19 protein-coding genes are annotated in these 23,375 nt (G+C 72.0%); 11 read left to right on the forward strand and 8 right to left on the reverse strand.

The window, feature by feature from the left end; translation table 11 throughout:
- Positions 1–95: 95 nt before the first annotated feature.
- Genes ACZ7DY_RS13145 through ACZ7DY_RS13155 form a run of 3 tightly spaced genes read right to left on the reverse strand, consistent with a single transcriptional unit; the run spans position 96 to position 4,282 of the window.
- A complete protein-coding gene (locus tag ACZ7DY_RS13145; protein WP_471133869.1) occupies positions 96–1,784 on the reverse strand; it encodes a thiamine pyrophosphate-binding protein in 1,689 nt (562 codons plus the stop codon).
- Positions 1,781–2,764, reverse strand: coding sequence for an agmatinase (gene speB, locus ACZ7DY_RS13150; protein ID WP_471133872.1), 984 nt, complete (start codon positions 2,762–2,764; stop codon positions 1,781–1,783). The genes ACZ7DY_RS13145 and speB overlap by 4 nt, the downstream gene beginning before the upstream one ends.
- Positions 2,765–2,815: 51 nt before the next feature.
- A complete protein-coding gene (locus tag ACZ7DY_RS13155; RefSeq protein WP_471133875.1) occupies positions 2,816–4,282 on the reverse strand; it encodes a sodium:solute symporter family protein in 1,467 nt (488 codons plus the stop codon).
- A 162-nt stretch (positions 4,283–4,444) separates the two neighbouring features.
- On the opposite strand from ACZ7DY_RS13155, the gene ACZ7DY_RS13160 reads away from it, so the two are divergent.
- Positions 4,445–5,932, forward strand: coding sequence for a PucR family transcriptional regulator (locus tag ACZ7DY_RS13160; RefSeq protein WP_471134549.1), 1,488 nt, complete (start codon positions 4,445–4,447; stop codon positions 5,930–5,932).
- A 68-nt stretch (positions 5,933–6,000) separates the two neighbouring features.
- On the forward strand, positions 6,001–6,789 hold the full coding sequence (locus ACZ7DY_RS13165) for a phosphatase (RefSeq protein WP_471133878.1): 789 nt from the start codon (positions 6,001–6,003) through the stop codon (positions 6,787–6,789).
- On the opposite strand, the gene ACZ7DY_RS13170 is transcribed toward ACZ7DY_RS13165, so the two are convergent.
- The 4 genes from ACZ7DY_RS13170 to ACZ7DY_RS13185 all read right to left on the reverse strand — a co-directional run bounded on the left by ACZ7DY_RS13170 (position 6,750) and on the right by ACZ7DY_RS13185 (position 10,503).
- On the reverse strand, positions 6,750–7,721 hold the full coding sequence (locus ACZ7DY_RS13170) for a cation diffusion facilitator family transporter (RefSeq protein WP_471133881.1): 972 nt from the start codon (positions 7,719–7,721) through the stop codon (positions 6,750–6,752). The two genes, ACZ7DY_RS13165 and ACZ7DY_RS13170, sit on opposite strands and share 40 nt — an antisense overlap.
- 20 nt (positions 7,722–7,741) lie before the next feature.
- Positions 7,742–8,608, reverse strand: a complete 867-nt coding sequence (locus ACZ7DY_RS13175; RefSeq protein ID WP_471133883.1) for an acyl-CoA thioesterase — start codon at positions 8,606–8,608, stop codon at positions 7,742–7,744.
- Between the two features lie 51 nt (positions 8,609–8,659).
- Positions 8,660–9,817, reverse strand: coding sequence for an acyl-CoA dehydrogenase family protein (locus ACZ7DY_RS13180; protein ID WP_471133885.1), 1,158 nt, complete (start codon positions 9,815–9,817; stop codon positions 8,660–8,662).
- A gap of 95 nt (positions 9,818–9,912) precedes the next feature.
- Positions 9,913–10,503, reverse strand: a complete 591-nt coding sequence (locus ACZ7DY_RS13185) for an SACE_7040 family transcriptional regulator (protein WP_471133887.1) — start codon at positions 10,501–10,503, stop codon at positions 9,913–9,915.
- A gap of 133 nt (positions 10,504–10,636) precedes the next feature.
- On the opposite strand from ACZ7DY_RS13185, the gene ACZ7DY_RS13190 reads away from it, so the two are divergent.
- The 6 genes from ACZ7DY_RS13190 (at position 10,637) to ACZ7DY_RS13215 (ending at position 18,307) form a co-directional block, all read left to right on the forward strand.
- The gene (locus ACZ7DY_RS13190) at positions 10,637–12,268 is read left to right on the forward strand and encodes a carboxyl transferase domain-containing protein (RefSeq protein WP_471133890.1); all 1,632 of its coding nucleotides are present in this window, start codon (positions 10,637–10,639) and stop codon (positions 12,266–12,268) included.
- Between the two features lie 52 nt (positions 12,269–12,320).
- On the forward strand, positions 12,321–14,258 hold the full coding sequence (locus ACZ7DY_RS13195) for an acetyl/propionyl/methylcrotonyl-CoA carboxylase subunit alpha (protein WP_471133893.1): 1,938 nt from the start codon (positions 12,321–12,323) through the stop codon (positions 14,256–14,258).
- Complete coding sequence (locus ACZ7DY_RS13200) at positions 14,255–15,277, forward strand: hydroxymethylglutaryl-CoA lyase (protein WP_471133895.1); 1,023 nt, start codon at positions 14,255–14,257, stop codon at positions 15,275–15,277. The genes ACZ7DY_RS13195 and ACZ7DY_RS13200 overlap by 4 nt, the downstream gene beginning before the upstream one ends.
- A 6-nt stretch (positions 15,278–15,283) precedes the next feature.
- Positions 15,284–16,438, forward strand: a complete 1,155-nt coding sequence (locus tag ACZ7DY_RS13205; RefSeq protein ID WP_471133898.1) for an acyl-CoA dehydrogenase family protein — start codon at positions 15,284–15,286, stop codon at positions 16,436–16,438.
- 110 nt (positions 16,439–16,548) lie between these two features.
- A complete protein-coding gene (locus ACZ7DY_RS13210; RefSeq protein ID WP_471133901.1) occupies positions 16,549–17,592 on the forward strand; it encodes an ABC transporter substrate-binding protein in 1,044 nt (347 codons plus the stop codon).
- Positions 17,593–17,734: 142 nt separating this feature from the next.
- A complete protein-coding gene (locus ACZ7DY_RS13215; RefSeq protein WP_471133904.1) occupies positions 17,735–18,307 on the forward strand; it encodes a GNAT family N-acetyltransferase in 573 nt (190 codons plus the stop codon).
- Positions 18,308–18,364: 57 nt separating this feature from the next.
- Here the strand turns inward: ACZ7DY_RS13215 and ACZ7DY_RS13220 are convergent, their stop codons facing one another.
- Positions 18,365–20,059 carry a beta-N-acetylhexosaminidase gene (locus tag ACZ7DY_RS13220; protein ID WP_471133907.1) on the reverse strand — a complete coding sequence of 565 codons (1,695 nt, stop codon included), beginning with the start codon at positions 20,057–20,059 and terminating at the stop codon, positions 18,365–18,367.
- A 104-nt stretch (positions 20,060–20,163) separates the two neighbouring features.
- Here ACZ7DY_RS13220 and ACZ7DY_RS13225 point away from each other — a divergent pair, with 104 nt between their 5' ends.
- From ACZ7DY_RS13225 to glmS, 3 genes are all read left to right on the forward strand, one after another.
- A complete protein-coding gene (locus ACZ7DY_RS13225) occupies positions 20,164–21,048 on the forward strand; it encodes a DUF4429 domain-containing protein (RefSeq protein WP_471133910.1) in 885 nt (294 codons plus the stop codon).
- Positions 21,049–21,147: 99 nt separating this feature from the next.
- Complete coding sequence (locus ACZ7DY_RS13230) at positions 21,148–21,405, forward strand: hypothetical protein (RefSeq protein WP_355819837.1); 258 nt, start codon at positions 21,148–21,150, stop codon at positions 21,403–21,405.
- Between the two features lie 10 nt (positions 21,406–21,415).
- Complete coding sequence (gene glmS, locus ACZ7DY_RS13235) at positions 21,416–23,233, forward strand: glutamine--fructose-6-phosphate transaminase (isomerizing) (protein ID WP_471133912.1); 1,818 nt, start codon at positions 21,416–21,418, stop codon at positions 23,231–23,233.
- The last annotated feature ends 142 nt before the right edge of the window (positions 23,234–23,375 follow it).

The following is a 23,375-nucleotide window of genomic DNA, read 5'->3' on the forward strand; positions in this document are numbered from 1 at the left end:
GGCGCACTCGCACCACATGACTCACCAGTACCGGTGAAAGGTTGTATGACTTGTACGAAAATCTGGCCTGATCGTCCCGGCAGGGTGGTCCGGCGTCAGTCCAGGTGCGTCGGCGCGAACATCCGCAGCACCGCCGGCAGCACCACCACGGACGGCCCCGGCTCCGCCAGCGCCTTCGCCAGGTCGTCCCGGAGCCTCTTGGGCGACGACCGCACGCCCGGCACCCCGAAGGACTCCGCGAGCTTCACGAAGTCGGGCCGCGCCAGTTCCGTCGCCGTCGCCTCGCCGAAGGCGTCGGACATGTACTCGCGCAGGATGCCGTAGCCGCCGTCGTCGACGATCAGCCAGGTCACCGGCAGGTCGTACTGCTTCGCCGTGGCCAGCTCCGCGATGGAGTACATGGCCCCGCCGTCGCCCGAGACGGCGAGGACCGGGTGGGAGGGGTCGGCGGCCGCGGCGCCGAGCGCGGCGGGGAAGCCGTAGCCGAGGCCGCCCGCGCCCTGCGCCGAGTGCATGGTGTTGGGGCGCCGCGCGTCGAACGCCGACCACGCCCAGTACGCGAGGATCGTCATGTCCCAGAAGGACGGGGAGGCGTCGGGCAGGGCGTCGCGGACGGAGGCGAGGACCCGCTGCTCCAGGGTGAGGTCCTGGGCCGCGATCCGCTCACGGACGCGGTCGAGCACCGCCCGCACCCGCTCGGGGGCGTCGGCGTCCTCCCTGGGCGTCTCGATGGTCTCAAGCAGCGCCGACAGGGCGATGCGCGCGTCCGCGTGGATGCCGAGCCCGGGGTGGTTGGACTCCAGCTTCCCGGCGTCGGCCTCGATCTGGATCACCCGGCCGCGGGGCCTGAACGTGTGGTAGTTCGAGGAGAGCTCGCCGAGCCCCGAGCCGACCACCAGCAGGACGTCCGCGTCCTCCAGGAAGTCCGTGGTGTGCCGGTCCTCCAGCCACGACTGGAGCGAGAGCGGGTGCTCCCAGGGGAAGGCGCCCTTGCCGCCGAAGGTGGTGACCACGGGGGCGTTCAGCAGTTCGGCGAGCACGCGCAGCTTGCCGCTCGCGTCGGACCGCACGACGCCGCCGCCCGCGATGATCGCCGGGCGCTCGGCGCGGGAGAGCAGGTCGGCTGCGACGGCGGTCAGCTCGGGGCGCGGCACGACCTCCTCCGGCGTCGCGTCCATCGCCGTGACGACGGGCAGCGTCGTCTCGGCGAGCAGCACGTCCTGCGGGATCTCCACCCAGACCGGGCCGTGCGGCGCGGTCAGGGCGGACTCCCAGGCCGCGGCGACGGCGGACGGGATCTGCGAGGCCGTACGGACGGTGTGCACGGACTTGACCACGTCACGGAACGAGGCCTGCTGGTCGCGGAGTTCGTGCAGATAGCCGTGGCGGCCGCCGCCGAGCCCGGCCACCGGGACCTGGCTGCCGATCGCGAGGACCGGCGAGGAGCCCGCCGCCGCCTCCTGGAGCGCGGCGAGCGAGGTGAGCGCGCCGGGTCCGGTGGAGAGCAGCAGCGGGGCGACCTCGCCGGTGATCCTGCCGTACGCGTCCGCGGCGAAGCCCGTGTTGTTCTCGACGCGGAAGCCCACGTACGAGAGCGAGGAGCGCCGCAGCGCGTCGAACATGCCGAGCGCGTGCTGGCCGGGGAGCCCGAAGACGGTGGTCGCGCCGAGACCGGCGAGGGTCTCGACGACGAGGTCGCCGCCGTTGCGCCCGGGGGGCGGGTTCAGGGCGGCCTCGGTCTGGCGCGGCGTGGGGCGCAGGACCAGGTCGTGGTCGTGGGTCACTGTGTGCTCCCCGTCCCGCGGGCCTCCGCGATCTGGCGGGACATGATCGTCGTCAGCTCGTACGCGGTGTGGGAGGCGGCCACCGCCGTGATCTCCGCGTGGTCGTAGGCCGGGGCGACCTCGACGACGTCGGCCGAGACGAGGTTGCAGGAGGCGAGGCCGCGCAGGATCTCCAGGAGCTCGCGGGAGGTCATGCCGCCCGCCTCGGGGGTGCCGGTGCCGGGCGCGTGGGCCGGGTCGAGGCAGTCGATGTCGATGGAGATGTAGAGCGGGCGGTCGCCGATGCGCTGGCGCAGCTGGTCGGCGACCTCGTCGGCGCCGCGGCGGTAGATGTCGGCCGAGGTGACGATGCCGAAGCCCATCTTCTCGTCGTCGGTGAGGTCCTTCTTGCCGTAGAGCGGGCCGCGGGTGCCGACGTGGGAGAGCGCCTCGGTGTCGAGGATGCCCTCCTCGACGGCGCGGCGGAACGGGGTGCCGTGGGTGTATTCGGCGCCGAAGTAGGTGTCCCAGGTGTCCAGGTGCGCGTCGAAGTGGAGGAGCGCGACCGGGCCGTGCTTCTTGGCGACCGAGCGCAGCAGCGGCAGCGCGATGGTGTGGTCGCCGCCGAGGGTCATCATGCGGGCGCCGGAGCCGAGGAGGTCGTCGGCGGCGGCCTCGATGGTCTCGACGGCCTCATTGATGTTGAACGGGTTGGCGGCTATGTCGCCCGCGTCGGCGACCTGCGCGAGCGCGAAGGGCGAGGCGTCCTGCGCCGGGTTGTAGGGGCGCAGGAGGCGGGAGGCCTCGCGGATGGCGTTGCCGCCGAAGCGGGCGCCGGGGCGGTACGAGACGCCGGAGTCGAAGGGCACGCCGACCACCGCGACGTCCGCCTTGCCGCCGACCTCGTCGAGGCGGGGCAGCCGGGCGTACGTCGCCGGGCCCGCGTACCGCGGGATGCGGGAGGAGTCGACGGGGCCGCGGGGCGTCTCGTTGCTGCTCATGGAGTGCCTTCCTTTTTACGCTTGGATGCGCTTTGTGGGCGCTTTCTGACTTTACTGAGGTATGGGGGCCGGTTCGGCCCCGGGCTCCGCGCCCCGCCCGGCGAGCCGTTCGCGCCAGGCGGCGAGGACGGCCGCGTCGGTGGGCCGGGTGGCGAGGGAGACCACGACGTAGACGGCGAGCGAGGTCAGCAGGCCGTAGTAGACGGGCTCGTTGGCGAGGATCCCGTACCCCCACATGAGCCCTATGACGGAGAGGCCGCCGGCGGCGACGGCGGCGAGCGCGCCGGCCGCGGTGCCGCGGCGCCACAGCAGCCCGCCGAGGATCGGCACGAGCAGCCCGCCGACGAGCAGGTTGTACGCGACGGTCAGGGCCTCGACGACGTCGTTGAGCGCGATGGCGATGACGATCACGGCGACGCCCATGACGAGGATGAAGGCGCGGTTGCCCTTCACCTCGTCGTGCGGCCCGTCACCCTCCTTCGCCGTCACCGCCCCGCGCAGCCGCGACCAGATGTCGTTGTTGGCGACGGTCGCGCAGGCGATGAGCGCGCCGGAGGAGGTCGACATGACGGCGGCGAGCGCGGCCGCGAGCACCAGGCCGCGCACGCCCACGGGCAGCTCGTCCTTGACGATGGTCGCGAAGGCCGCGTCGGCGCTCGGCAGCCTGGGGTACATGACCTTGGCGGCGGTGCCGATGACGGCGCCCGCGACGGCGTAGAGCAGGCAGTACGTGCCCGCGACCGTGCCCCCGTAACGGGCGACCCTGTCGCTGCGCGCGGTGAACACGCGCTGCCAGATGTCCTGCCCGATGAGCATGCCGAAGGTGTAGATCAGCACGTACGTGAAGATCGTCTCGCCGCCGATGCCGAGCGGGTCGAAGTATGCGGTGGGCAGCTCGTCCCGCATCGCGCCGAAACCGCCCGCCTTCACCACCGCGATGGGCAGCAGCAGGAGCAGCACGCCGACCGTCTTCACCACGAACTGCACCATGTCGGTGAGCGTGATGGACCACATGCCGCCCAGCGTCGAGTACGCGACGACGATGGAGCCGCCCAGGATGATCGCGAGCGTGCGGTTCATGTCGAAGATGACGTCGAAGATCGTGGCGTACGCGATGGTCGAGGTGACCGCGAGCATCAGCGTGTACGCCCACATGACGACCCCGGAGATGAGCCCGGCGCGCCCGCCGTAGCGCAGGTCGAGCATCTCGGAGACGGTGTAGACCCTCAGGCGCGCGATGCGGGCCGAGAAGAAGACGCTGAGCGCGAGGATGCCGAGGCCGATGGTGACGACCATCCAGGCGCCCGACAGGCCGTACTGGTAGCCGAGGCCGACGCCGCCGATGGTGGAGGCGCCGCCGAGGACGATCGCGGCCATGGTCCCGGAGTACATCCACGGCCCGAGGCGGCGCCCGGCGACCAGGAACTCCGCCTTGGACTTGGCGCGGCGCATGCCCCACCAGCCCATGGCCAGCATCCCGGCGAGATAGACGACGATCACTGTGTAGTCGACGGCCATAGGGGGCCTCCTTCGCGCACCTCGGTGGCGTGTCGTGCAGATGGAGTGGTGGCGACCGGCCGCGGGGACATCCGCCCGTACCCGCGGCCTGTGGTCGGCACGACCTTAGGTGGCCGGAAAGCGACGCTGAAGTGTACGTTTCCTCTACCTGTGGCGACCTGGATGGAGGAAACGTCCACCATGGCCGAGCCCGCCCCGACCCCCGCGGTCCCCCCGACGCCCCCCGTCCCGCTCGCCGCGCTCCTCGCCCGCGAGGACCTGGGCCTGCGCCAGATCGCCGGACCCGACGCGCGGGCCGCCCACACGGCCGTCCAGTGGGTGCACACCTCCGAGATGCCGGACCCCTACCCGTACCTGCTCGGCGGCGAGCTGCTCCTCACCGCGGGCGTGCACATCACGGACCCGGCCGGCGCCGGCGGCCGGCTCGACGACTACGTGGCCCGCATCGTCGCGGCGGGCGGCGCCGCCCTCGGCTTCGGCGTCGCGCCCGTGCACGACACGGTGCCGCGCGCCCTCGCCGAGGCGTGCGACCGCTACGGCCTGCCGCTCGTCGAGGTCCCGCCCCGCACCACGTTCAGCGGCGTCGCCCGCGCCGTGTGGCGGCTGATGGCCGAGGCCCGCCACGCGGAGCTGCGCCGGGTGACCCAGGCGCAGCAGGGCCTCGCCACGGCGGCGGCCCGCCCCGACCCCGTCCCGGCCGTGCTGCGTCAGCTGGCGGCCCGGCTCGGCGGGGCCGCGGTGCTGTACGGGCCGGACGGCGCGGAGCTGACGGCGGCCGGCCGGACGCGGGACGCCGCGCGGCGGGCGCTGCGGGAGCTGACCGGAGTGGTGCGCCGCCCCGCACCCGGCGCCCCGGCGTCCGCGGCCGACACGGCGGGGGGCACGCACCTGGCGGCCTACGCCCTGGGCGGCGGCCGCGGATTCGCGCTCGGGGTCGCCACCGACCGCCGCGAACCGGGCGACCACACCATCGCCGGAGCCGCGGTCGTCCTGCTCTCCCTGCTCACCGGCGAACACCAGGGCGCCTCCGAGGCGGCCCGCTCCTCCGCTCTCGTACGGCTGCTGCTCGGGGCGCCCGCGGACGAGACCGGCCCCCTGTTGGGCAGCGAACGGTGGACCGTCGTGCACGCGCGCGGGGAGCACACCCCGCTCGCCGCCTCCGCCCTCGCCGCGGCGCTCGGCAGCACCTTGGTCGACCCCCACGAGGACGTCGTACGCCTCCTCGTCCCCGCCGACCGCGAGATCGCGCCCCTGGAGGGCTGGACCCTCGGCGTCTCCGCCCCGGCCCCCGCGGCGGGCCTCGCGGCGGCCGACACACAGGCGGCCCGCGCGCTGCGCCGCGCGGAGGCCATCCGCGCCCCCCTGGTCCGCCAGCACGCCAACACCGTCGCCGACCTGATCGCCCCCGAGGAGGCCGCCGCCCACGCGCGCGTGCTGTTGTCCCCGCTGGCCGGCAACGAGACGCTGACGTCGACCCTGCGCACCTGGCTCTCCCTGCACGGCAGTTGGGACCGCACGGCAGTGGCCCTGGGAGTCCACCGCAACACGGTCCGCCAGCGCATCGCCCGCTGCACGACCCTCCTGGACGCCGACCTGAACGACCCGGACACCCGCATGGAACTCTGGTTCGCCCTGACCAGACCGGACTAGGCCCCCGCGCACGGGCTCAGGGAAAACCCACCCCCTGCGCGGAGCGCTCGTCCCCCACAATGGGAGTCATGCCCATACCCACTCGTGCCGCGCTCGTCGACCATCTCGTCCGTACCCGCATCGCGGGTGACGTCGCCACGCCCCGCGAGAACAACCTCAGCCACTACCGCAAGCTCGCGAACGGCGACCGTCACTACTGGCTCGGTCTGGAGCTCGGCGACCGCTGGAGCGACGAGCAGGACGTCCTCGCGGTGATGGCCGAGCGCTGTGGCGTCATCGACGACCCGCAGTTCCGGTACGGCCAGGACACCATCGACCCGGAGCTGACGGTCGACGCCCTGGAGCGGATGGCGGCCCGGCTGCGCAAGGCGGCCGCCGGCAAGGAGCGGGTGCTCTTCGCGACCGGCCACCCGGGGGGTCTGCTCGACGTGCACCGCGCGACGGCCGCGGCGCTGCGCGCGGCGGGCTGCGAGATCGTGGTGATCCCCGAGGGGCTGACGGCCGACGAAGGCATGGTCTTCCAGTTCGCGGACGTGGCGGTGCTCGAGCGCGGCGCGACGCTGTGGCACACGCACTCCCCCGAGCCGATGAACGCGATCCTGGACGGCCTGGAGCGCGAGGGCCGCCCGCGGCCCGACCTCGTCGTCGCCGACCACGGCTGGGCGGGGCGCGCGGGCCAGCGCGGCCTGGACTCGGTCGGGTACGCGGACTGCAACGACCCGGCGCTGTTCATCGGCGAGGCCGAGGGCACCGTGCAGGTGACGGTGCCGCTCGACGACCACGTGACGAGCCCGCGCCACTACGACCCGATGACGGCCTACCTGCTGGACGCGGCGGGGCTCACGCCCGGGTTCTGAGCCGGTCCCGGTGTCGGGTCCAGGTAGACCCGTCTGATCGCGGGGAACCGCTCCTGGAGGCGGCGGGCCATCCGGTCGCAGGCCCGCTCGATCTCCGCCGCCGACGACACGTCGCGGAAGTCGACCTTGGCTGCGACCAGCGCCTCCTTGGGGCCCTGGAGCAGCGTGGTCAGCTCCACCACGTCCACGACGTGCGGGTCGGCGAGGAGTTCGGCGCGGACGGCGGCCCGCATCTCCGGCGGCAGCGGCCGTCCGATGAGCAGCTCGGAGTTGGCGTGGCCGAGGACCCAGGCGACGTACACGAGCAGCACGCCGATGCAGAGCGAGGCGATCCCGTCCCACGCGCCCGATCCGGTGAGCTGCCCGCCGAGGAGTCCGGCGGCGGCGAGCACGAGGCCGGCGAGCGCCGCCGAGTCCTCCATGACGACGGCCTTGACCGCGGTGTCGGGGGTGTGGCGCAGATAGCGCTTGATGTGCACACCGAAGCGGTCGGCCTCGCCGCGCGCCTGCTTGAGGCCGGTGCGCAGGGAGTAGCCCTCCAGGAGGAAGGCGACGGCGAGCACGAGGTACGAGACGAGCGGGTCGCCGGGGTCCTCGCCGTGGGTGAGGGTGTGGATGCCGTCGTAGACGGCGAAGACGCCGCCGCCGACGAAGGTGGCGACGGAGGCGAGGAGCGCCCAGATGTAGCGGGCGCCGCCGTAGCCGAGGGGGTGTTCCTCGTCGGCGGGTCTGTCGCTCGCCTTCAGGGAGACGAGCAGCATCAGCTCGGTGACGGTGTCGGCCACGGAGTGCGCCGCTTCGGAGAGCATGGCGCTCGACCCGCTGATGACGCCCGCGACGGCCTTGGCCAGGGCGATGCCGAGGTTGGCGACGGCGGCGACGACGACGGTGAACGTGCTCTCGCCGCCGCCCTCTGACGGTTGCTCACTCATGTACCGGACGGTATGTCCGATCAGCGGGGAACGCGAACGACGCCTTCCTGGATGACGGTCACGACGAGCCGTCCGTCCTGCGTCCAGATCCGCGCCTGGCCGAGGCCCCGGCCGCCGGAGGCCGACGGCGACTCCTGGTCGTACAGGAGCCATTCGTCGGCGCGGAAGGGCCGGTGGAACCACATGGCGTGGTCGAGCGAGGCGCCGACGACGTCACCGACCGCCCAGCCGCCCCTGCCGTGGGCCAGCAGGACCGAGTCGAGCAGCGTCATGTCCGAGACGTACGTGGCGAGGCAGACGTGCAGCAGGTGGTCGTCGGCGAGCTTGCCGGCGGCCCGGAACCACACCTGGGAGCGGGGCTCGCGGGGCTGTCCGACGGTGCCCCAGGGCGGTACGTCGGCGTAGCGCAGATCGACGGCGGCGCGGGCCTCGACGAGCCGTGCGGCGACATCGGCCGGCAGGTGGCGCGGCAGCGTCTCGGCGGCGGTGGGCAGCGTCTCCGGGTCCGGCGCGGCCGGCATCTCGGCCTGGTGCTCCAGGCCCTCCTCGTACGTCTGGAAGGACGCGGAGAGGTGGAAGATCGGCTGTCCGTGCTGGACGGCGACGACCCGGCGGGTGGTGAAGGAGCGGCCGTCGCGGATGCGGTCGACGGTGTAGACGATGGGCGCGCCGGGGTCGCCAGGGCGCAGGAAGTAGGCGTGCAGGGAGTGGGCCCGGGGGCCCTCCCCGCCCGGCACGGTGCGTCCGGCGGCCACCAGGGCCTGCGCGGCGACCTGGCCGCCGAAGACGCGGGGCACGAGCGACGGGCGGCTCACGCCCCGGAAGATGTCCTCCTCGATCTGCTCCAGGTCGAGCAGATCGAGGAGGGCTTCAAGTGCCTGGTTCATGAAGGTAGTTCTACAGGGCGTCTCTTCGGGGCCGTCTCTGCCGGGCGCTCCCTAGAGACCCATGTCCTTGGCGATGATCATCTTCATGACCTCGCTGGTGCCGCCGTAGATGCGGTTGACGCGGTTGTCCGCGTACAGGCGGGCGATGGGGTACTCGTTCATGAAGCCGTAGCCGCCGTGCAGCTGGAGGCACTTGTCGATGACGCGGTGGGCGACCTCGGTGGTGAACAGCTTCGCGGAGGCGGCCTCGGCGGCGGTCAGCTCGCCGGCGTCCAGCGCCTCCAGGGCGCGGTCGACGACGGCCTCGGCGGCGTCCACCTCGGCCTGGCAGGCGGCCAGTTCGAACTTGGTGTTCTGGAAGGAGGCGACCGGCTTGCCGAAGACCGTGCGGTCCTGGACGTACTCCTTGGCGAACCGGACGGCGGCCTTGGCCTGCGCGTACGCCCCGTAGGCGATGCCCCAGCGCTCGGAGGGGAGGTTGCTGCCGAGGTAGTAGAAGCCCTTGTTCTCCTCGCCGAGGAGGTCCTCGACGGGGACCTTGACGTCGACGAAGGCCAGCTCGGCGGTGTCGGAGGTCTTCAGGCCGAGCTTGTCGAGCTTGCGGCCGATGGAGTAGCCCTCGGACCTGGTGTCGACGGCGAAGAGCGAGATGCCGTGGCGGCGGTCCTCGGCGGTGGGCGCGGAGGTGCGGGCGCAGACGATCACGCGGTCGGCGTGCACGCCGCCGGTGATGAAGGTCTTGGAGCCGTTGAGGACGTAGTGGGTGCCGTCCTCGGAGAGCTTGGCGGTGGTCTTCATGCCCGCGAGGTCGGAGCCGGTGCCCGGCTCGGTCATCGCGAGGGCCCACATCTCCTCGGCGGAGACGAACTTCTCCAGGTAGCGCTTCTTCTGCTCGTCGGTGGCGAGCATCTTGATGTAGGGCAGGGCGAGCAGCACGTGCACGCCGGAGCCGCCGAAGGAGACGCCGGCGCGGGCCGTCTCCTCGTACTGGATGGCCTCGAACTTGTGCGTGTCCAGGCCGGCGCCGCCGAACTCCTCGGGCACGTTGATGCCGAAGAGGTCCAGCTCGGCGAGCTTGTAGTAGAACTCGCGCGGCACCTGGCCGGCGGCGAACCACTCGTCGTGGACGGGCACGACCTCGGCCTCGATGAAGGCGCGCAGGGTCTCCCGGAACGCCTCGTGGTCCTCATTGAAAACGGTACGGCGCACGGAGAACTCCTTCTGCCTGCATCTCGCCTGCTTCGACTAAGCGCTTGCTCAGAGGCAGGTTACCCGGCGGTCACCAGAGCGTCCAGAGACGCGTGTCACTCCGCGGCGGCCGCGAAGGCCCCCCGGGCCAGACGGTGCAGGAGCTCCGCCATCGCCGCCCGGCTGGGCAGCGCGTCGCGGCGGCTCAGGTGGGGCGTGGAGTTGAGCAGCCCGAAGACGGCGTGCACGGCCACCCGCGCCGCGTTCTCCGCGAGCTCCGGATAGACCTTGCGCACCATGTCGACCCAGATCTCCACGTACTGCCGCTGGAGCTGGCGGACCAGCTTGCGGTCGCTGTCCCGCAGGCGGTCGAGCTCGCGATCGTGCAGGGTGATCAGGGAGCGGTCGTCGAGCGCGAAGTCGATGTGGCCCTGGATGAGCGCGTCGAGGACCGCCCCGGGCGGGCCGCCCACGTCGGCCACGCACCGCTTGCCGCCGGTCAGGAGCTGCTCGCTGATGCCGACGAGCAGCTCGGCGAGCATCGCGTCCTTGCCCGCGAAGTGCCGGTAGAGACCCGGCCCGCTGATGCCGACGGCGGCCCCTATCTCGTCCACGCCGACTCCGTGGAAGCCGCGTTCGGCGAAGAGCCTGGCGGCTTCCTTGAGGATCTGCTCGCGGCGGGTGGGGGCGTCGGTTCTGGTGGCCATGGAATTGATTCTAGACAGGCCGGTTAGCGATCGTTAACCTTAAGGAAATGCGTTAACGGTCATTAACCGTCCCGGAGGCCGATCCCCCCGGAGACGGGGACGGCCGACCCGACCGAGCAAGGGGGCTCGACTGATGCGGCAGGCACCAGTGCTGGCGAGCGCGGCTGACCCCGCGTCCGAGGCGTGGCGGGCGAACGAGGCGGCGCACACCGCCCTCGCCGAGGAGTTGCGGGCCAAGCTCGCGGCGGCCGCGCTCGGCGGCGGGGAGCGGGCGCGGGCCCGCCATGTGGCGCGCGGCAAGCTGCTGCCCCGCGACCGCGTGGACACGCTCCTCGACCCCGGCTCCCCCTTCCTGGAGCTGGCGCCTCTGGCGGCGGACGGGCTGTACGGCGGGGACGCCCCGGCGGCCGGTGTCATCGCCGGCATCGGCCGGGTCTCGGGCCGCGAGTGCGTGATCGTCGCCAATGACGCCACCGTCAAGGGCGGCACGTACTACCCCATGACCGTGAAGAAGCACCTGCGCGCCCAGGAGGTGGCCCTGGAGAACCGGCTGCCCTGTCTCTACCTGGTCGACTCGGGCGGTGCCTTCCTGCCGATGCAGGACGACGTCTTCCCCGACCGCGAGCACTTCGGCCGGATCTTCTACAACCAGGCCCGGATGTCGGGCGCCGGCATCCCGCAGATCGCCGCCGTCCTCGGCTCCTGCACGGCCGGCGGGGCGTACGTCCCCGCGATGAGCGACGAAGCGGTGATCGTCCGGAATCAGGGCACGATCTTCCTCGGCGGCCCGCCGCTGGTGAAGGCGGCCACCGGCGAGGTCGTCACCGCCGAGGAGCTGGGCGGCGGCGAGGTCCACTCCCGCACGTCCGGGGTCACCGACCACCTCGCCGAGGACGACGCCCACGCCCTGCGCATCGTGCGCACCATCGTCTCCACGCTGCCCGCGCGCGGGGAGCTGCCGTGGACGGTGCGGCCGGTGGAGGAGCCCAAGGTCGACCCGGCGGGGTTGTACGGCGCGGTGCCGACGGACTCCCGCACCCCCTATGACGTGCGGGAGGTCATCGCGCGCGTGGTCGACGGCTCCCGCTTCGCCGAGTTCAAGGCGGAGTACGGCCAGACGCTGGTGACCGGCTTCGCCCACATCCACGGTCACCCGGTCGGCGTCATCGCCAACAACGGCATCCTGTTCTCCGAATCCGCCCAGAAGGGCGCCCACTTCATCGAGCTGTGCGACCAGCGCGGCATCCCCCTGGTCTTCCTGCAGAACATCTCCGGCTTCATGGTCGGCAAGGACTACGAGGCGGGCGGCATCGCCAAGCACGGCGCGAAGATGGTGACGGCCGTGGCCTCCACCCGCGTGCCGAAGCTGACGGTCGTCGTCGGCGGTTCGTACGGCGCGGGCAACTACTCGATGTGCGGCCGGGCCTACAGCCCCCGCTTCCTGTGGATGTGGCCGAACGCCAAGATCTCCGTTATGGGCGGCGAGCAGGCCGCCTCCGTCCTCGCCACGGTCAAGCGCGACCAGCTGGAGGCCCGCGGCGAGGAGTGGGCCGCCGAGGACGAGGAAGCCTTCAAGGACCCGATCCGCGCCCAGTACGAGCAGCAGGGCAACGCCTACTACGCCACGGCCCGCCTCTGGGACGACGGCGTCATCGACCCCCTGGACACCCGGCAGGTCCTGGGCCTCGCCCTGACCGCGTGCGCGGGCGCCCCGCTCCCCCGCAGGGACCCCGCGGCGCCCGGCTTCGGCGTCTTCCGGATGTGAGGGGCGGACGATGAGCGACTTCCAGCAAGGGACCACCCCGGGGAGAGGGACCATGTTCGACACGGTGCTCGTCGCCAACCGCGGCGAGATCGCGGTGCGCGTCATCCGTACGCTGCGCGAGCTCGGCGTCCGCTCCGTCGCCGTCTTCAGCGACGCCGACGCGGACGCCCGGCACGTGCGCGAGGCCGACACGGCGGTACGGATCGGTCCGGCGCCCGCCACCGAGAGCTATCTGCGTGTGGACCGCATCCTGGAGGCGGCCGCGAAGTCCGGCGCCCAGGCCGTCCACCCGGGGTACGGCTTCCTCGCGGAGAACGCGGAGTTCGCGGCGGCCTGCGCCGGCGCGGGGCTGGTCTTCATCGGCCCGCCCGCCGACGCCATCTCCCTCATGGGCGACAAGATCCGCGCCAAGGAGACCGTGCGGGCGGCCGGCGTCCCGGTCGTCCCCGGCTCCTCCGGCAGCGGCCTCACCGATGCCCAACTGGCCGACGCGGCCCGCGAGATCGGCACGCCGGTGCTGCTCAAGCCCTCCGCGGGCGGCGGCGGCAAGGGCATGCGCCTGGTCCGGGACGAGGCGCTCCTCGCCGACGAGATCGCCGCCGCCCGGCGCGAGGCCCGCGCCTCCTTCGGCGACGACACGCTGCTCGTGGAGCGGTGGGTCGACCGGCCGCGGCACATCGAGATCCAGGTCCTCGCCGACGGCCACGGGAACGTGATCCACCTCGGCGAGCGCGAGTGCTCCCTGCAGCGCCGCCACCAGAAGATCATCGAGGAGGCGCCCAGCGTCCTCCTGGACGAGGCGACGCGCGCGGCGATGGGCGAGGCGGCCGTCCAGGCGGCCCGCTCGTGCGGGTACGCGGGCGCGGGCACGGTGGAGTTCATCGTCCCCGGCTCCGACCCCTCCTCGTACTACTTCATGGAGATGAACACCCGCCTCCAGGTGGAGCATCCGGTCACCGAGCTGATCACCGGGCTCGACCTGGTGGAGTGGCAGCTGCGGGTGGCCGCGGGCGAGCCGCTGCCGTTCACGCAGGACGACATCACGCTCACCGGGCACGCGGTGGAGGCCCGTGTCTGCGCGGAGGACCCCGCGCGCGGCTTCCTGCCCTCCGGCGGCACCATCCTGTCCCTGCACGAGCCGCAGGGCGCGGGCGTGCGCACCGACTCGGGGCTGAGCGAGGGCACGGAGGTCGGCAGCCTCTACGACCCGATGCTCTCCAAGGTCATCGCGTACGGCCCCGACCGCGCGACGGCCCTGCGCAAGCTGCGCGCCGCCCTCGCCGACACGGTCACCCTGGGCGTGCCGACCAACGCGGGCTTCCTGCGCCGGCTGCTGGCCCACCCGGCCGTGGTGGCGGGCGAGCTGGACACCGGCCTGGTGGAGCGCGAGGCCGCCTCGCTCGTCCCCGACGGCGTGCCCGACGAGGTGTACGAGGCGGCGGCCGCCGTCCGCGAGGACGCCCTGCGCCCCTCCGGCGACGGCTGGACCGACCCCTTCTCGGTGCCCAGCGGCTGGCGGCTCGGGGGCACCCCGGCGCCCGTCACGCACTGGCTGAAGGCCGCGGGACTCGAACCCGTCACCCACCGCCTCCGCGGCACCGGCCACACCGTCACGCCCGAGTGCGTCTCGGTGACCGTCGACGGCACCCTGCACACCTTCCGCCGCGCCGGCGACTGGCTCGGCAGGGAGGGCGACGCCTGGCACATCCAGGACCACGACCCCGTGGCGGCCTCTCTGACCGGCGCCGCGCACGCCGGGGCCGACGCCCTCACCGCCCCCATGCCCGGCACCGTCACCGTCGTCAAGGTCTCCCCCGGGGACGTCGTGGCCGCCGGACAGAGCCTCCTGGTCGTCGAAGCGATGAAGATGGAGCACGTCATCTCCGCCCCGCACGCCGGCACCGTCACCGAGCTGGACGTCACCCCGGGCACGACCGTCGCCATGGACCAGGTCCTCGCCGTCGTCACCCCCGAGGAGGAGCAGGCATGAGCAGCCCCACCCCGACGCCCGGGGACGAGCCGCTGGAGCTGGCGTCCGCGCCGCTCCCGATGGTCGTGCCGACCCGTGGCCTGCCGTCCCGCGTCCGCATCCACGAGGTGGGGGCCCGCGACGGCCTGCAGAACGAGAAGACGGCTCTCCCCACCGAGATCAAGGCGGAGTTCATCCACCGGCTCGCCGACGCGGGCCTCACCACCGTCGAGGCGACCAGCTTCGTGCACCCCAAGTGGGTGCCCCAACTGGCCGACGCGGAGCAGCTGTTCCCGCTCCTCGACGATCTGCGGGACGTGCACCTGCCGGTCCTGGTGCCGAACGAACGCGGCCTCGACCGGGCCCTCGCGCTCGGCGCGCGCCGCGTCGCCGTCTTCGCCAGCGCCACCGACTCGTTCGCCAGGGCCAACCTCAACCGCACGGTGGACGAGGCGCTCGCGATGTTCGCCCCGGTGGTCGCCCGCGCCCGCGAGCAGGGGGCGCACGTGCGCGGCTACCTCTCGATGTGTTTCGGCGACCCGTGGGAGGGCGCCGTCCCCATCTCCAAGGTCGTCCGCGTCTGCCGCGCCCTGCTCGACATGGGCTGCGACGAGCTGAGCCTCGGCGACACGATCGGCGTGGCCACCCCGGGTCACGTCTACGCGATGCTCGCCGCGCTCAACGCCGTGCAGGTGCCGACCGAGCGCATCGGCGTCCACTTCCACGACACGTACGGGCAGGCGCTCACCAACACCCTGGCCGCGCTCCAGCACGGTGTGACCACGGTGGACGCCTCCGCGGGCGGCCTCGGCGGCTGCCCGTACGCGAAGAGCGCCACCGGGAACCTCGCCACCGAGGACCTCATCTGGATGCTGCACGGCCTCGGCATCGACACCGGCGTCGACCTCGTCCGCCTCAGCGCCACCAGCGCCTGGATGGCCGACCGGCTGGGCCGTCCGAGCCCCTCCCGCACCGTCCGCGCCCTCACGGCCCGCTCCCACGACGAGCAGACCGCGACCGCCTCCCACCAGGAGCAGTGAAGAACGATGGACCACCGTCTGAGCCCCGAGCACGAGGAACTGCGCCGCACGGTCGAGGCGTTCGCCCACGACGTCGTCGCCCCCAAGATCGGTGACTTCTACGAGCGCCACGAGTTCCCCTACGAGATCGTCCGCGAGATGGGCCGCATGGGCCTGTTCGGCCTGCCCTTCCCCGAGGAGTACGGCGGGATGGGCGGCGACTACCTCGCGCTCGGCATCGCCCTCGAAGAGCTGGCCCGCGTCGACTCGTCCGTGGCGATCACCCTGGAGGCGGGCGTCTCCCTCGGCGCGATGCCGATCCACCTGTTCGGCACGGACGAGCAGAAGCGGGAGTGGCTGCCGAAGCTGTGCTCCGGCGAGATCCTCGGCGCGTTCGGCCTGACCGAGCCGGACGGAGGCTCGGACGCGGGCGGCACCCGCACGACGGCGGTGCGCGACGGCGACGACTGGGTGATCAACGGCTCCAAGTGCTTCATCACCAACTCCGGTACGGACATCACGGGCCTGGTCACGGTCACCGCCGTCACCGGCCGCAAGGACGACGGCCGCCCGCTGATCTCCTCGATCATCGTGCCGTCAGGCACCCCCGGCTTCACCGTCGCCGCGCCCTACTCGAAGGTGGGGTGGAACGCCTCGGACACCCGCGAGCTGTCCTTCTCCGACGTCCGGGTGCCCGCCGCCAATCTGCTGGGCGAGGAGGGCCGCGGGTACGCCCAGTTCCTGCACATCCTCGACGAGGGCCGCGTCGCCATCTCCGCGCTGGCCACCGGGCTCGCCCAGGGCTGCGTCGACGAGTCCGTGAAGTACGCCAAGGAGCGGCACGCCTTCGGCCGGCCGATCGGCGCCAACCAGGCCATCCAGTTCAAGATCGCCGACATGGAGATGCGGGCGCACATGGCCCGGGTGGGCTGGCACGACGCGGCCTCGCGGCTGGTCGCGGGCGAGCCCTTCAAAAAGCAGGCGGCCATCGCCAAGCTCTACTCGTCGACGGTCGCGGTGGACAACGCCCGTGAGGCCACCCAGATCCACGGCGGGTACGGCTTCATGAACGAGTACCCGGTGGCGCGCATGTGGCGGGACTCCAAGATCCTGGAGATCGGCGAGGGCACGAGCGAGGTGCAGCGCATGCTGATCGCCCGGGAGCTGGGTTTCGCGGGCTGACCCGGGCCGTACGGCGGCGGGGTCGCCGGCCAGAAGTTAGCTTAGGTTAGCCTAAGCTCTACTTCCGGCCAGCGGCCCCGCCGCCGTACGTCACGAAAGCAGAGACCCTCATGCCCCAGGCCCGCTTCCCCCAGCCTTCCCGCCGCGGCATCCTCGCCGCCGGCGGCGCCCTCGGCCTCACCGCCGCCCTGGCGGCCTGCGGCTCCGAGAAAAAGGACGGGTCCGGCGAGACCGGGGGCGGCAAGACCGGGCCCTGGAGCTTCAAGGACGACCGCGGCACCACCGCCAAGCGCGACGCGACGCCGAAGAACATCGTGGCCTTCACCGGCGTCGCCGCCGCCCTGTTCGACTACGGCATCGAGGTCAAGGGCGTCTTCGGCCCGACGAAGACCAAGGACGGCAAGCCCGACGTCCAGGCCGGCGACATGGACGTCAGCAAGCTGACGGTCATCGGCAACGAGTGGGGCCAGTTCAACATCGAGAAGTACGCGGGCCTCGCCCCGGACGTGCTGATCTCCACGATGTTCGACGACCAGGGCACCCTCTGGTACGTGCCCGAGGAGAGCAAGGACAAGATCCTGAAGCTCGCCCCGAGCGTCGGCATCAGCGTCTACGACCGCCAGTTGACGCACCCGCTCCAGCGCATCCAGGCGCTCGCCGAGTCGCTCGGCGCGGACGTGAGGTCGCAGAAGGCCCGCGAGGCGAAGAAGCGCTTCGAGGAGGCCTCCGAGCGGCTGCGCAAGGTCGCCAAGGCCCACAAGGACATCAAGGTCCTCGTCGGCTCCGCGAGTCAGGACCTGTTCTACGTCTCCGGCTCGAACCTCTCGGTCGACCTGGAGTACTTCAAGGCGCTCGGCGTGAACTTCATCGAACCGCCGGAGAAGGCCAAGAAGGAGTCCGGCGGCTGGTTCGAGAACCTCAGCTGGGAGAACGTCGACAAGTACGACGCGGACCTCATCATGATGGACAACCGCACCTCGGCCCTCCAGCCGGCCGACCTCGACAAGTCCAAGCCGACCTGGAAGAAGCTGCCCGCGGTCAAGGCCGGACAGGTCATCCCGCGCGTCACCGAGCCGATCTTCTCGTACGCCAAGTGCGCGCCGATCCTGGAGGACCTGGCCACCGCGATCGAGAAGGCGAAGAAGCTGAAGTAGCCCCACGCCTCCGCGGTCTGCGGCTGCCCCCTTCCGAACGGGAGGGGGCAGCCGTCGTTTTTCGGACACCCCCCACGAGAAGGGGGAAGTTAGGTTAGGCTTACCTAAGTACATACGGTCGAGCAGTCCCCGGGAGAGAACGTTGATCGCGCTTGCTGACCTCCGCGTCCGGCCGCGTACCGCCACCGGTTTCACCCTGCGCCCCCTCGACCCCCTGACCGAGGCGGAACTGGTGCACGGCTGGCTCACCCACCCCGAGGCCGCCCACCGGATGATGCGGCACGCCACGCTGACCGACGTCGAGCGCGCCTACATGGCGATCGCCGCCGCCGAGCACCAGGACGCCTACCTCGGCCTGTACAGGGGCGTGCCCTCGTTCCTCGTGGAGCGGTACGACCCCCGGCACGTCGAACTCGCCGGCCTCTACGAGCCGCGCCCCGGCGACGTCGGCCTGCACCTGCTGACCGCACCCCACCGGGCCCGCGTCCCCGGCTTCGGCCTCGGCGCCCTCACCGCGGCGGTGCGGGAGCTGTTCGCCGACCCGGCGGCCGAGCGGCTCGTGGTCGAGCCCGACGTGCGCGACACCGCGGCGCTCACCCTCTTCGAGGCCGCCGGATTCCGTGCCGAGACCGTCGTCCAGAAGCCGGAGAAGGAAGCCCTGCTGTGCTTCTGCACCCGCGAGCGGTGGCGGAGCGTGCGGCGCGCCGCCCTCTGAGCCGGCGGGCGCCCCGGAGACGGTCCTCCGGGGCGCCCGTCCCCGTCACTTCACGGGTCACTTCGCGGGCCAGGGCACCTGCGGCGACCGGTAGTAGCCGATGCCGAGCGCGTCCCAGCGCGGGGCCTGCGCGGCGAGCCGCTCCTTGTACGCGTCCCAGTCGTGCGTGGCCGCCGGCGACCAGCCGAGCTCGGCGATGCCGGGCAGCCGCGGGAACGCCATGTAGTCCAGGTGCGCCGAGGTCGAGAGGGTCTCCGACCACAGCGGCGCCTCGACGCCGATGACCGAGTCCGCCGGGGCGCCCGCCAGGTACGTGCCCGGGTCCCAGTCGTAGGACCGCCGCACCTCGACGTAGCCCGCCCAGGAGAGCCCGAGCGGGGTGTCCTTGGTGTACTTGTGGTCGAGGTAGGAGCGGTCGGCCGGCGAGAGGACCAGCTTGGTGCCGTTCTTCGCGGCGTTCACGACCTGCTCGCGCTCGGCGGCGGACGTCCGGTCGTACCCCCAGTACTGCGCGACGGCGCCCTCGGCGGGCTTCGCCCCGGTCAGCTGGTGCCAGCCGACCACCGTCTTGCCGTACTTGGCGACCACCGGCTGCACCTTGTCCATGAAGGCGACGAAGTCCTCGTGGCTGGTGGAGTGCGCCTCGTCGCCGCCGATGTGGAGGTAGGGGCCGGGCGTCATCGCGGCCAGCTCGCGGATCACGTCGTCCACGAAGTCGTACGTCACGTCCTTCTTCACGCACAGCGAGCTGAAGCCGACCTCGGTGCCGGTGTAGAGCGGCGGCGCGACACCGTCGCAGTTCAGCTCGGCGTACGAGGCGAGCGCGGCGTTGGTGTGCCCCGGCATGTCGATCTCGGGGACGACCTCCAGGTACCGCGAGGCCGCGTACTCCACGATCTCCTTGTACTGGGCCTTCGTGTAGAAGCCGCCCTTGCCGCCGCCGACCTGCGTGGACCCGCCGTACGTCGCGAGCCGCGGCCAGGAGTCGACGGCGATGCGCCAGCCCTGGTCGTCGCTGAGGTGCAGGTGGAGCTTGTTCATCTTGTAGAGGGCGGCCTGGTCGATGTAGCGCTTGACCTGGTCGACGGTGAAGAAGTGCCGGGAGACGTCGAGCATGGTGGAGCGGTAGCCGTAGCGCGGCATGTCCTTGATGGTGCCGCCCGCGATCCGCCACGGGCCGCGCCGCGCCGTCTTCCCCTCGACCGCGGCGGGCAGTTGCTGGCGCACGGTCTGGACGCCGTGGAAGAGCCCCGCGCCCGTCCAGGAGGTGATGGTGAGGGAGTCGCGTGCGGAGATGACGCGGTACCCCTCGGCGCCGAGCACCTTGTTGGCCGGGTCGGCGCTGATGCGCAGCCGGATGCCGTCGCCGCCGCTGCCCGTGGTGACCGGGAGCTTGTAGCCGGTGGAGGGGCGCAGCAGCTTCGCGAGGTACTCGCCGACGCGCCGCTCCTCGGGATTGCCCTCGGCGACGCGGATCCGGGTCCTCGGGGTGATCTCGTAACCGGCGCCGCCCGCCTCGGCGTTCAGGGGCGCGGGCACGATCCGGCCGAGCGGGGTGGGCGGCGGGGTGTCCGGCCGCGGGGCGGGCGCGGCGGCGAACGAGGAGATTCCGGCGGCCGCCACGAGCAGCAGCGCGCCGAACAATCGTGTCGATTTTCTCTGCGATCTCACGAGCGGGTCCCTTCGACGGGCCGGCGCCGCGGTGGGGCACGTGTGCGGCGCGTCTGTGGTGGCACGTGGCGCGTGGCGCATCTGTGGTGCATCGCGATCGAACGGTCCCCATTGGTAACCCGGGCCCTACAAGGGGTCAAGGGGTGTAGACCAGTCATCCGAAGGCTCGGTGCGAGAATTCCCGCATGGCGGAAATCATCCAGCGCGACGGAACGTGGACCTTCGACGGAGAGACGCTGCGGCTGGTGCCGGGCCGCGACAAGAACGTCTCGCTGCTCCGCAGGACGCTGGGGGAACTCTCCGTGCCGCTCCGGGCGTTGGCGGGCATCGCCTTCGAACAGGGCAGGAAGTCGGGCCGGTTGCGGCTGCGCCTGCGGGACGGCGCCGACCCGCTGCTCCAGGCGGCGGGCGGGAAGCTGACGGACTCCGTGGACCCGTACCAGCTGCACGTGGAGCCGGACCGGTACGGCGTCGCGGAGTATCTGGTCGACGAGGTCCGCAACGCCCATCTGCTCGAACAGGTGCCGGCGGCGCCCTGCGACGCCTACCTCTTCGGCGGGCCCTCCGTGCCGCTGTCGGTCTCGGCGGGGGACGGCACGGCGAGCTTCGACGGGGAGACCGTCCGCCTGGAGTGGAACTGGAAGACGGAGGAGGCGAAGGCGGCGGCCGGTACGCGCTCGCTGGCGCTCGACGACATCGTCGCCGTGGAGTGGCAGCCGGCGGCCGGGCTTGAGAACGGCCACCTCCGCTTCACCGTGCGGAACGCCCCGACCAAGGCCCCGCCGAAGTACGACCCGAACGCGGTCGAGCTGTGGGGCTTCAAGAAGGACCCCCTGATGGCGCTGGTGGCGGCCGCGGTCCAGGCCCGGCTGCCGCACCCCGCGGCGCCCGCCGCCCCGAAGACGCTCGCCTCCCCCGCGGCGGCCCCGGCCCCGGCGGCGCACCCCCCGGGCGACGATCACGACGCCCTGCTGCGCCGCCTGCGGGAGCTGGGCGAGCTGCACCGGGCCGGGGTCCTCACCGACGAGGAGTTCGCGACGGCCAAGCAGGCGGTCCTGCGTCGCATGTGACCCCTGCCATGGCCCGCTCCATGACCCGTTCCGACACGTCCCTGCCCGATTCCGGGCAGGATTCTTGCGAAAGGGCATGCGATACCCCAGGATCAACGAATGCACGACGACCTGGTGGACCACCTCACCCGCAGCACCCCGCTCCAGCGGGGCGAAGCGCTACGGGTCATCCAGGACGTGCTCGCCTACTTCGACGAGACGACCGAACAGTTCGTCCGTCGCCGCCACCGCGAACTGCAGGGTCAGGGCCTGCTGAACGCGGCGATCTTCGAGAAGATCTCGGCGGATCTCGCATACCGCGCGGTCGCGCCTCCGGAGCTCACGCTCCGGCAGCTGCGCCGCATCGTCTACGGCTAGGAATCCCTCTATGTGCGGAATCGTCGGATACATCGGCAAGCGTGACGTCGCCCCGCTGCTCCTCGAAGGCCTGCAGCGCCTGGAGTACCGCGGCTACGACTCCGCGGGCATCGCCGTCACCGGTCCCAAGGCCGCAGGCCTGAAGATGGTGAAGGCCAAGGGCCGCGTCCGCGACCTGGAGGCCAAGGTCCCCGCCCGTTTCAAGGGCACGACCGGCATCGCGCACACCCGCTGGGCCACCCACGGCGCGCCCTCCGACGAGAACGCCCACCCGCACATGTCGGGTGACGACAAGGTCGCCGTCGTCCACAACGGCATCATCGACAACGCCTCCGACCTGCGCGCCAAGCTCACCGCCGACGGCGTCGAGTTCCTCTCCGAGACGGACACCGAGGTCCTCACCCACCTCGTCGCCCGCTCCCAGGCCGACACCCTGGAGGAGAAGGTCCGCGAGGCGCTGCGCCACATCGAGGGCACGTACGGCATCGCCGTCCTGCACGCCGACTTCAACGACCGCATCGTCGTCGCCCGCAACGGCTCCCCCGTCGTCCTCGGCATCGGCGAGAAGGAGATGTTCGTCGCCTCGGACGTCGCCGCGCTCGTCTCCCACACCCGCCAGGTCGTCACCCTCGACGACGGCGAGATGGCCACCATCAAGGCCGACGACTACCGCACCTACACCACCGAGGGCTCGCGCACGACGGCCTCGCCGACCACCGTGGAGTGGGAGGCCGAGTCGTACGACATGGGCGGCCACGACACGTACATGCACAAGGAGATCTTCGAGCAGCCCGACGCGGTCGACCGCGTCCTGCGCGGCCGCATCGACGACCGCTTCTCCACCGTGCACCTCGGCGGCCTCAACCTCGACGCGCACGACGCCCGCAAGGTGCGCCGCGTCAAGATCCTCGGCTGCGGCACCTCGTACCACGCGGGCATGATCGGCGCCCAGATGATCGAGGAGCTGGCCCGCATCCCCGCCGACGCGGAGCCGGCGTCCGAGTTCCGCTACCGCAACGCGGTCGTGGACCCCGACACCCTCTACATCGCGGTCTCCCAGTCCGGCGAGACGTACGACGTGCTCGCCGCCGTCCAGGAGCTCAAGCGCAAGGGCGCCCGCGTCCTCGGCGTGGTGAACGTGGTCGGCTCGGCGATCGCCCGTGAGGCCGACGCCGGCGTGTACGTCCACGCGGGCCCCGAGGTCTGCGTCGTCTCCACCAAGTGCTTCACCAACACCACGGTCGCCTTCGCGCTGCTCGCCCTGCACCTGGGCCGCATCCGTGACCTGTCGGTCTCCGACGGCAAGCGGATCATCGAGGGGCTGCGCAAGCTGCCCGGCCAGATCTCGGAGATCCTCAAGCAGGAGGACGAGATCAAGAAGATCGCCAAGAGCTACGCGGAGGCCCGCTCGATGCTCTTCATCGGGCGCGTACGGGGCTACCCCGTCGCCCGTGAGGCCTCCCTCAAGCTCAAGGAGGTCTCGTACATCCACGCCGAGGCCTACCCGGCCTCCGAGCTGAAGCACGGCCCGCTCGCCCTCATCGAGCCCGCGCTCCCCACGGTCGCGATCGTCCCTGACGACGACCTCCTGGAGAAGAACCGCGCCGCCCTGGAGGAGATCAAGGCCCGCAGCGGCAAGATCCTCGCGGTCGCCCACCAGGAGCAGGAGAAGGCCGACCAGACGATCGTCGTCCCGAAGAACGAGGACGAGCTGGACCCGATCCTGATGGGCATTCCGCTGCAACTCCTCGCCTACCACACGGCGTTGGCGCTCGGCCGGGACATCGACAAGCCGCGCAACCTCGCGAAGTCCGTGACCGTCGAGTAGTCGCGGGTCCCACGCGGACGATGCGGACGACCCCCTGTGCGTGCCACCAGCGCACAGGGGGTCGTCCTTTCGAGGGGCCGGGGTCGCCCATTACCCCGACCCGCGCCCGGCTCGGCCGGCGGCCGTCACCCTCCGGCCGGCG

This window comes from Streptomyces sp. NPDC037013, from assembly GCF_055607265.1.

Coding starts and splice junctions, on each gene's coding strand:
- ACZ7DY_RS13200 (WP_471133895.1), top strand. CDS start 14,255: ATGAGCAGCCCCACCCCGACGCCCGGGGACGAGCCGCTGGAGCTGGCG.
- ACZ7DY_RS13160 (WP_471134549.1), top strand. CDS start 4,445: ATGGAGGAAACGTCCACCATGGCCGAGCCCGCCCCGACCCCCGCGGTC.
- ACZ7DY_RS13165 (WP_471133878.1), top strand. CDS start 6,001: ATGCCCATACCCACTCGTGCCGCGCTCGTCGACCATCTCGTCCGTACC.
- ACZ7DY_RS13155 (WP_471133875.1), bottom strand. CDS start 4,282: ATGGCCGTCGACTACACAGTGATCGTCGTCTATCTCGCCGGGATGCTG.
- ACZ7DY_RS13190 (WP_471133890.1), top strand. CDS start 10,637: ATGCGGCAGGCACCAGTGCTGGCGAGCGCGGCTGACCCCGCGTCCGAG.
- ACZ7DY_RS13185 (WP_471133887.1), bottom strand. CDS start 10,503: ATGGCCACCAGAACCGACGCCCCCACCCGCCGCGAGCAGATCCTCAAG.
- ACZ7DY_RS13205 (WP_471133898.1), top strand. CDS start 15,284: ATGGACCACCGTCTGAGCCCCGAGCACGAGGAACTGCGCCGCACGGTC.
- speB (WP_471133872.1), bottom strand. CDS start 2,764: ATGAGCAGCAACGAGACGCCCCGCGGCCCCGTCGACTCCTCCCGCATC.
- ACZ7DY_RS13225 (WP_471133910.1), top strand. CDS start 20,164: ATGGCGGAAATCATCCAGCGCGACGGAACGTGGACCTTCGACGGAGAG.
- ACZ7DY_RS13170 (WP_471133881.1), bottom strand. CDS start 7,721: ATGAGTGAGCAACCGTCAGAGGGCGGCGGCGAGAGCACGTTCACCGTC.
- ACZ7DY_RS13175 (WP_471133883.1), bottom strand. CDS start 8,608: ATGAACCAGGCACTTGAAGCCCTCCTCGATCTGCTCGACCTGGAGCAG.
- glmS (WP_471133912.1), top strand. CDS start 21,416: ATGTGCGGAATCGTCGGATACATCGGCAAGCGTGACGTCGCCCCGCTG.
- ACZ7DY_RS13210 (WP_471133901.1), top strand. CDS start 16,549: ATGCCCCAGGCCCGCTTCCCCCAGCCTTCCCGCCGCGGCATCCTCGCC.
- ACZ7DY_RS13195 (WP_471133893.1), top strand. CDS start 12,321: ATGTTCGACACGGTGCTCGTCGCCAACCGCGGCGAGATCGCGGTGCGC.
- ACZ7DY_RS13220 (WP_471133907.1), bottom strand. CDS start 20,059: ATGCGCCACGCGCCACGTGCCACCACAGACGCGCCGCACACGTGCCCC.
- ACZ7DY_RS13230 (WP_355819837.1), top strand. CDS start 21,148: ATGCACGACGACCTGGTGGACCACCTCACCCGCAGCACCCCGCTCCAG.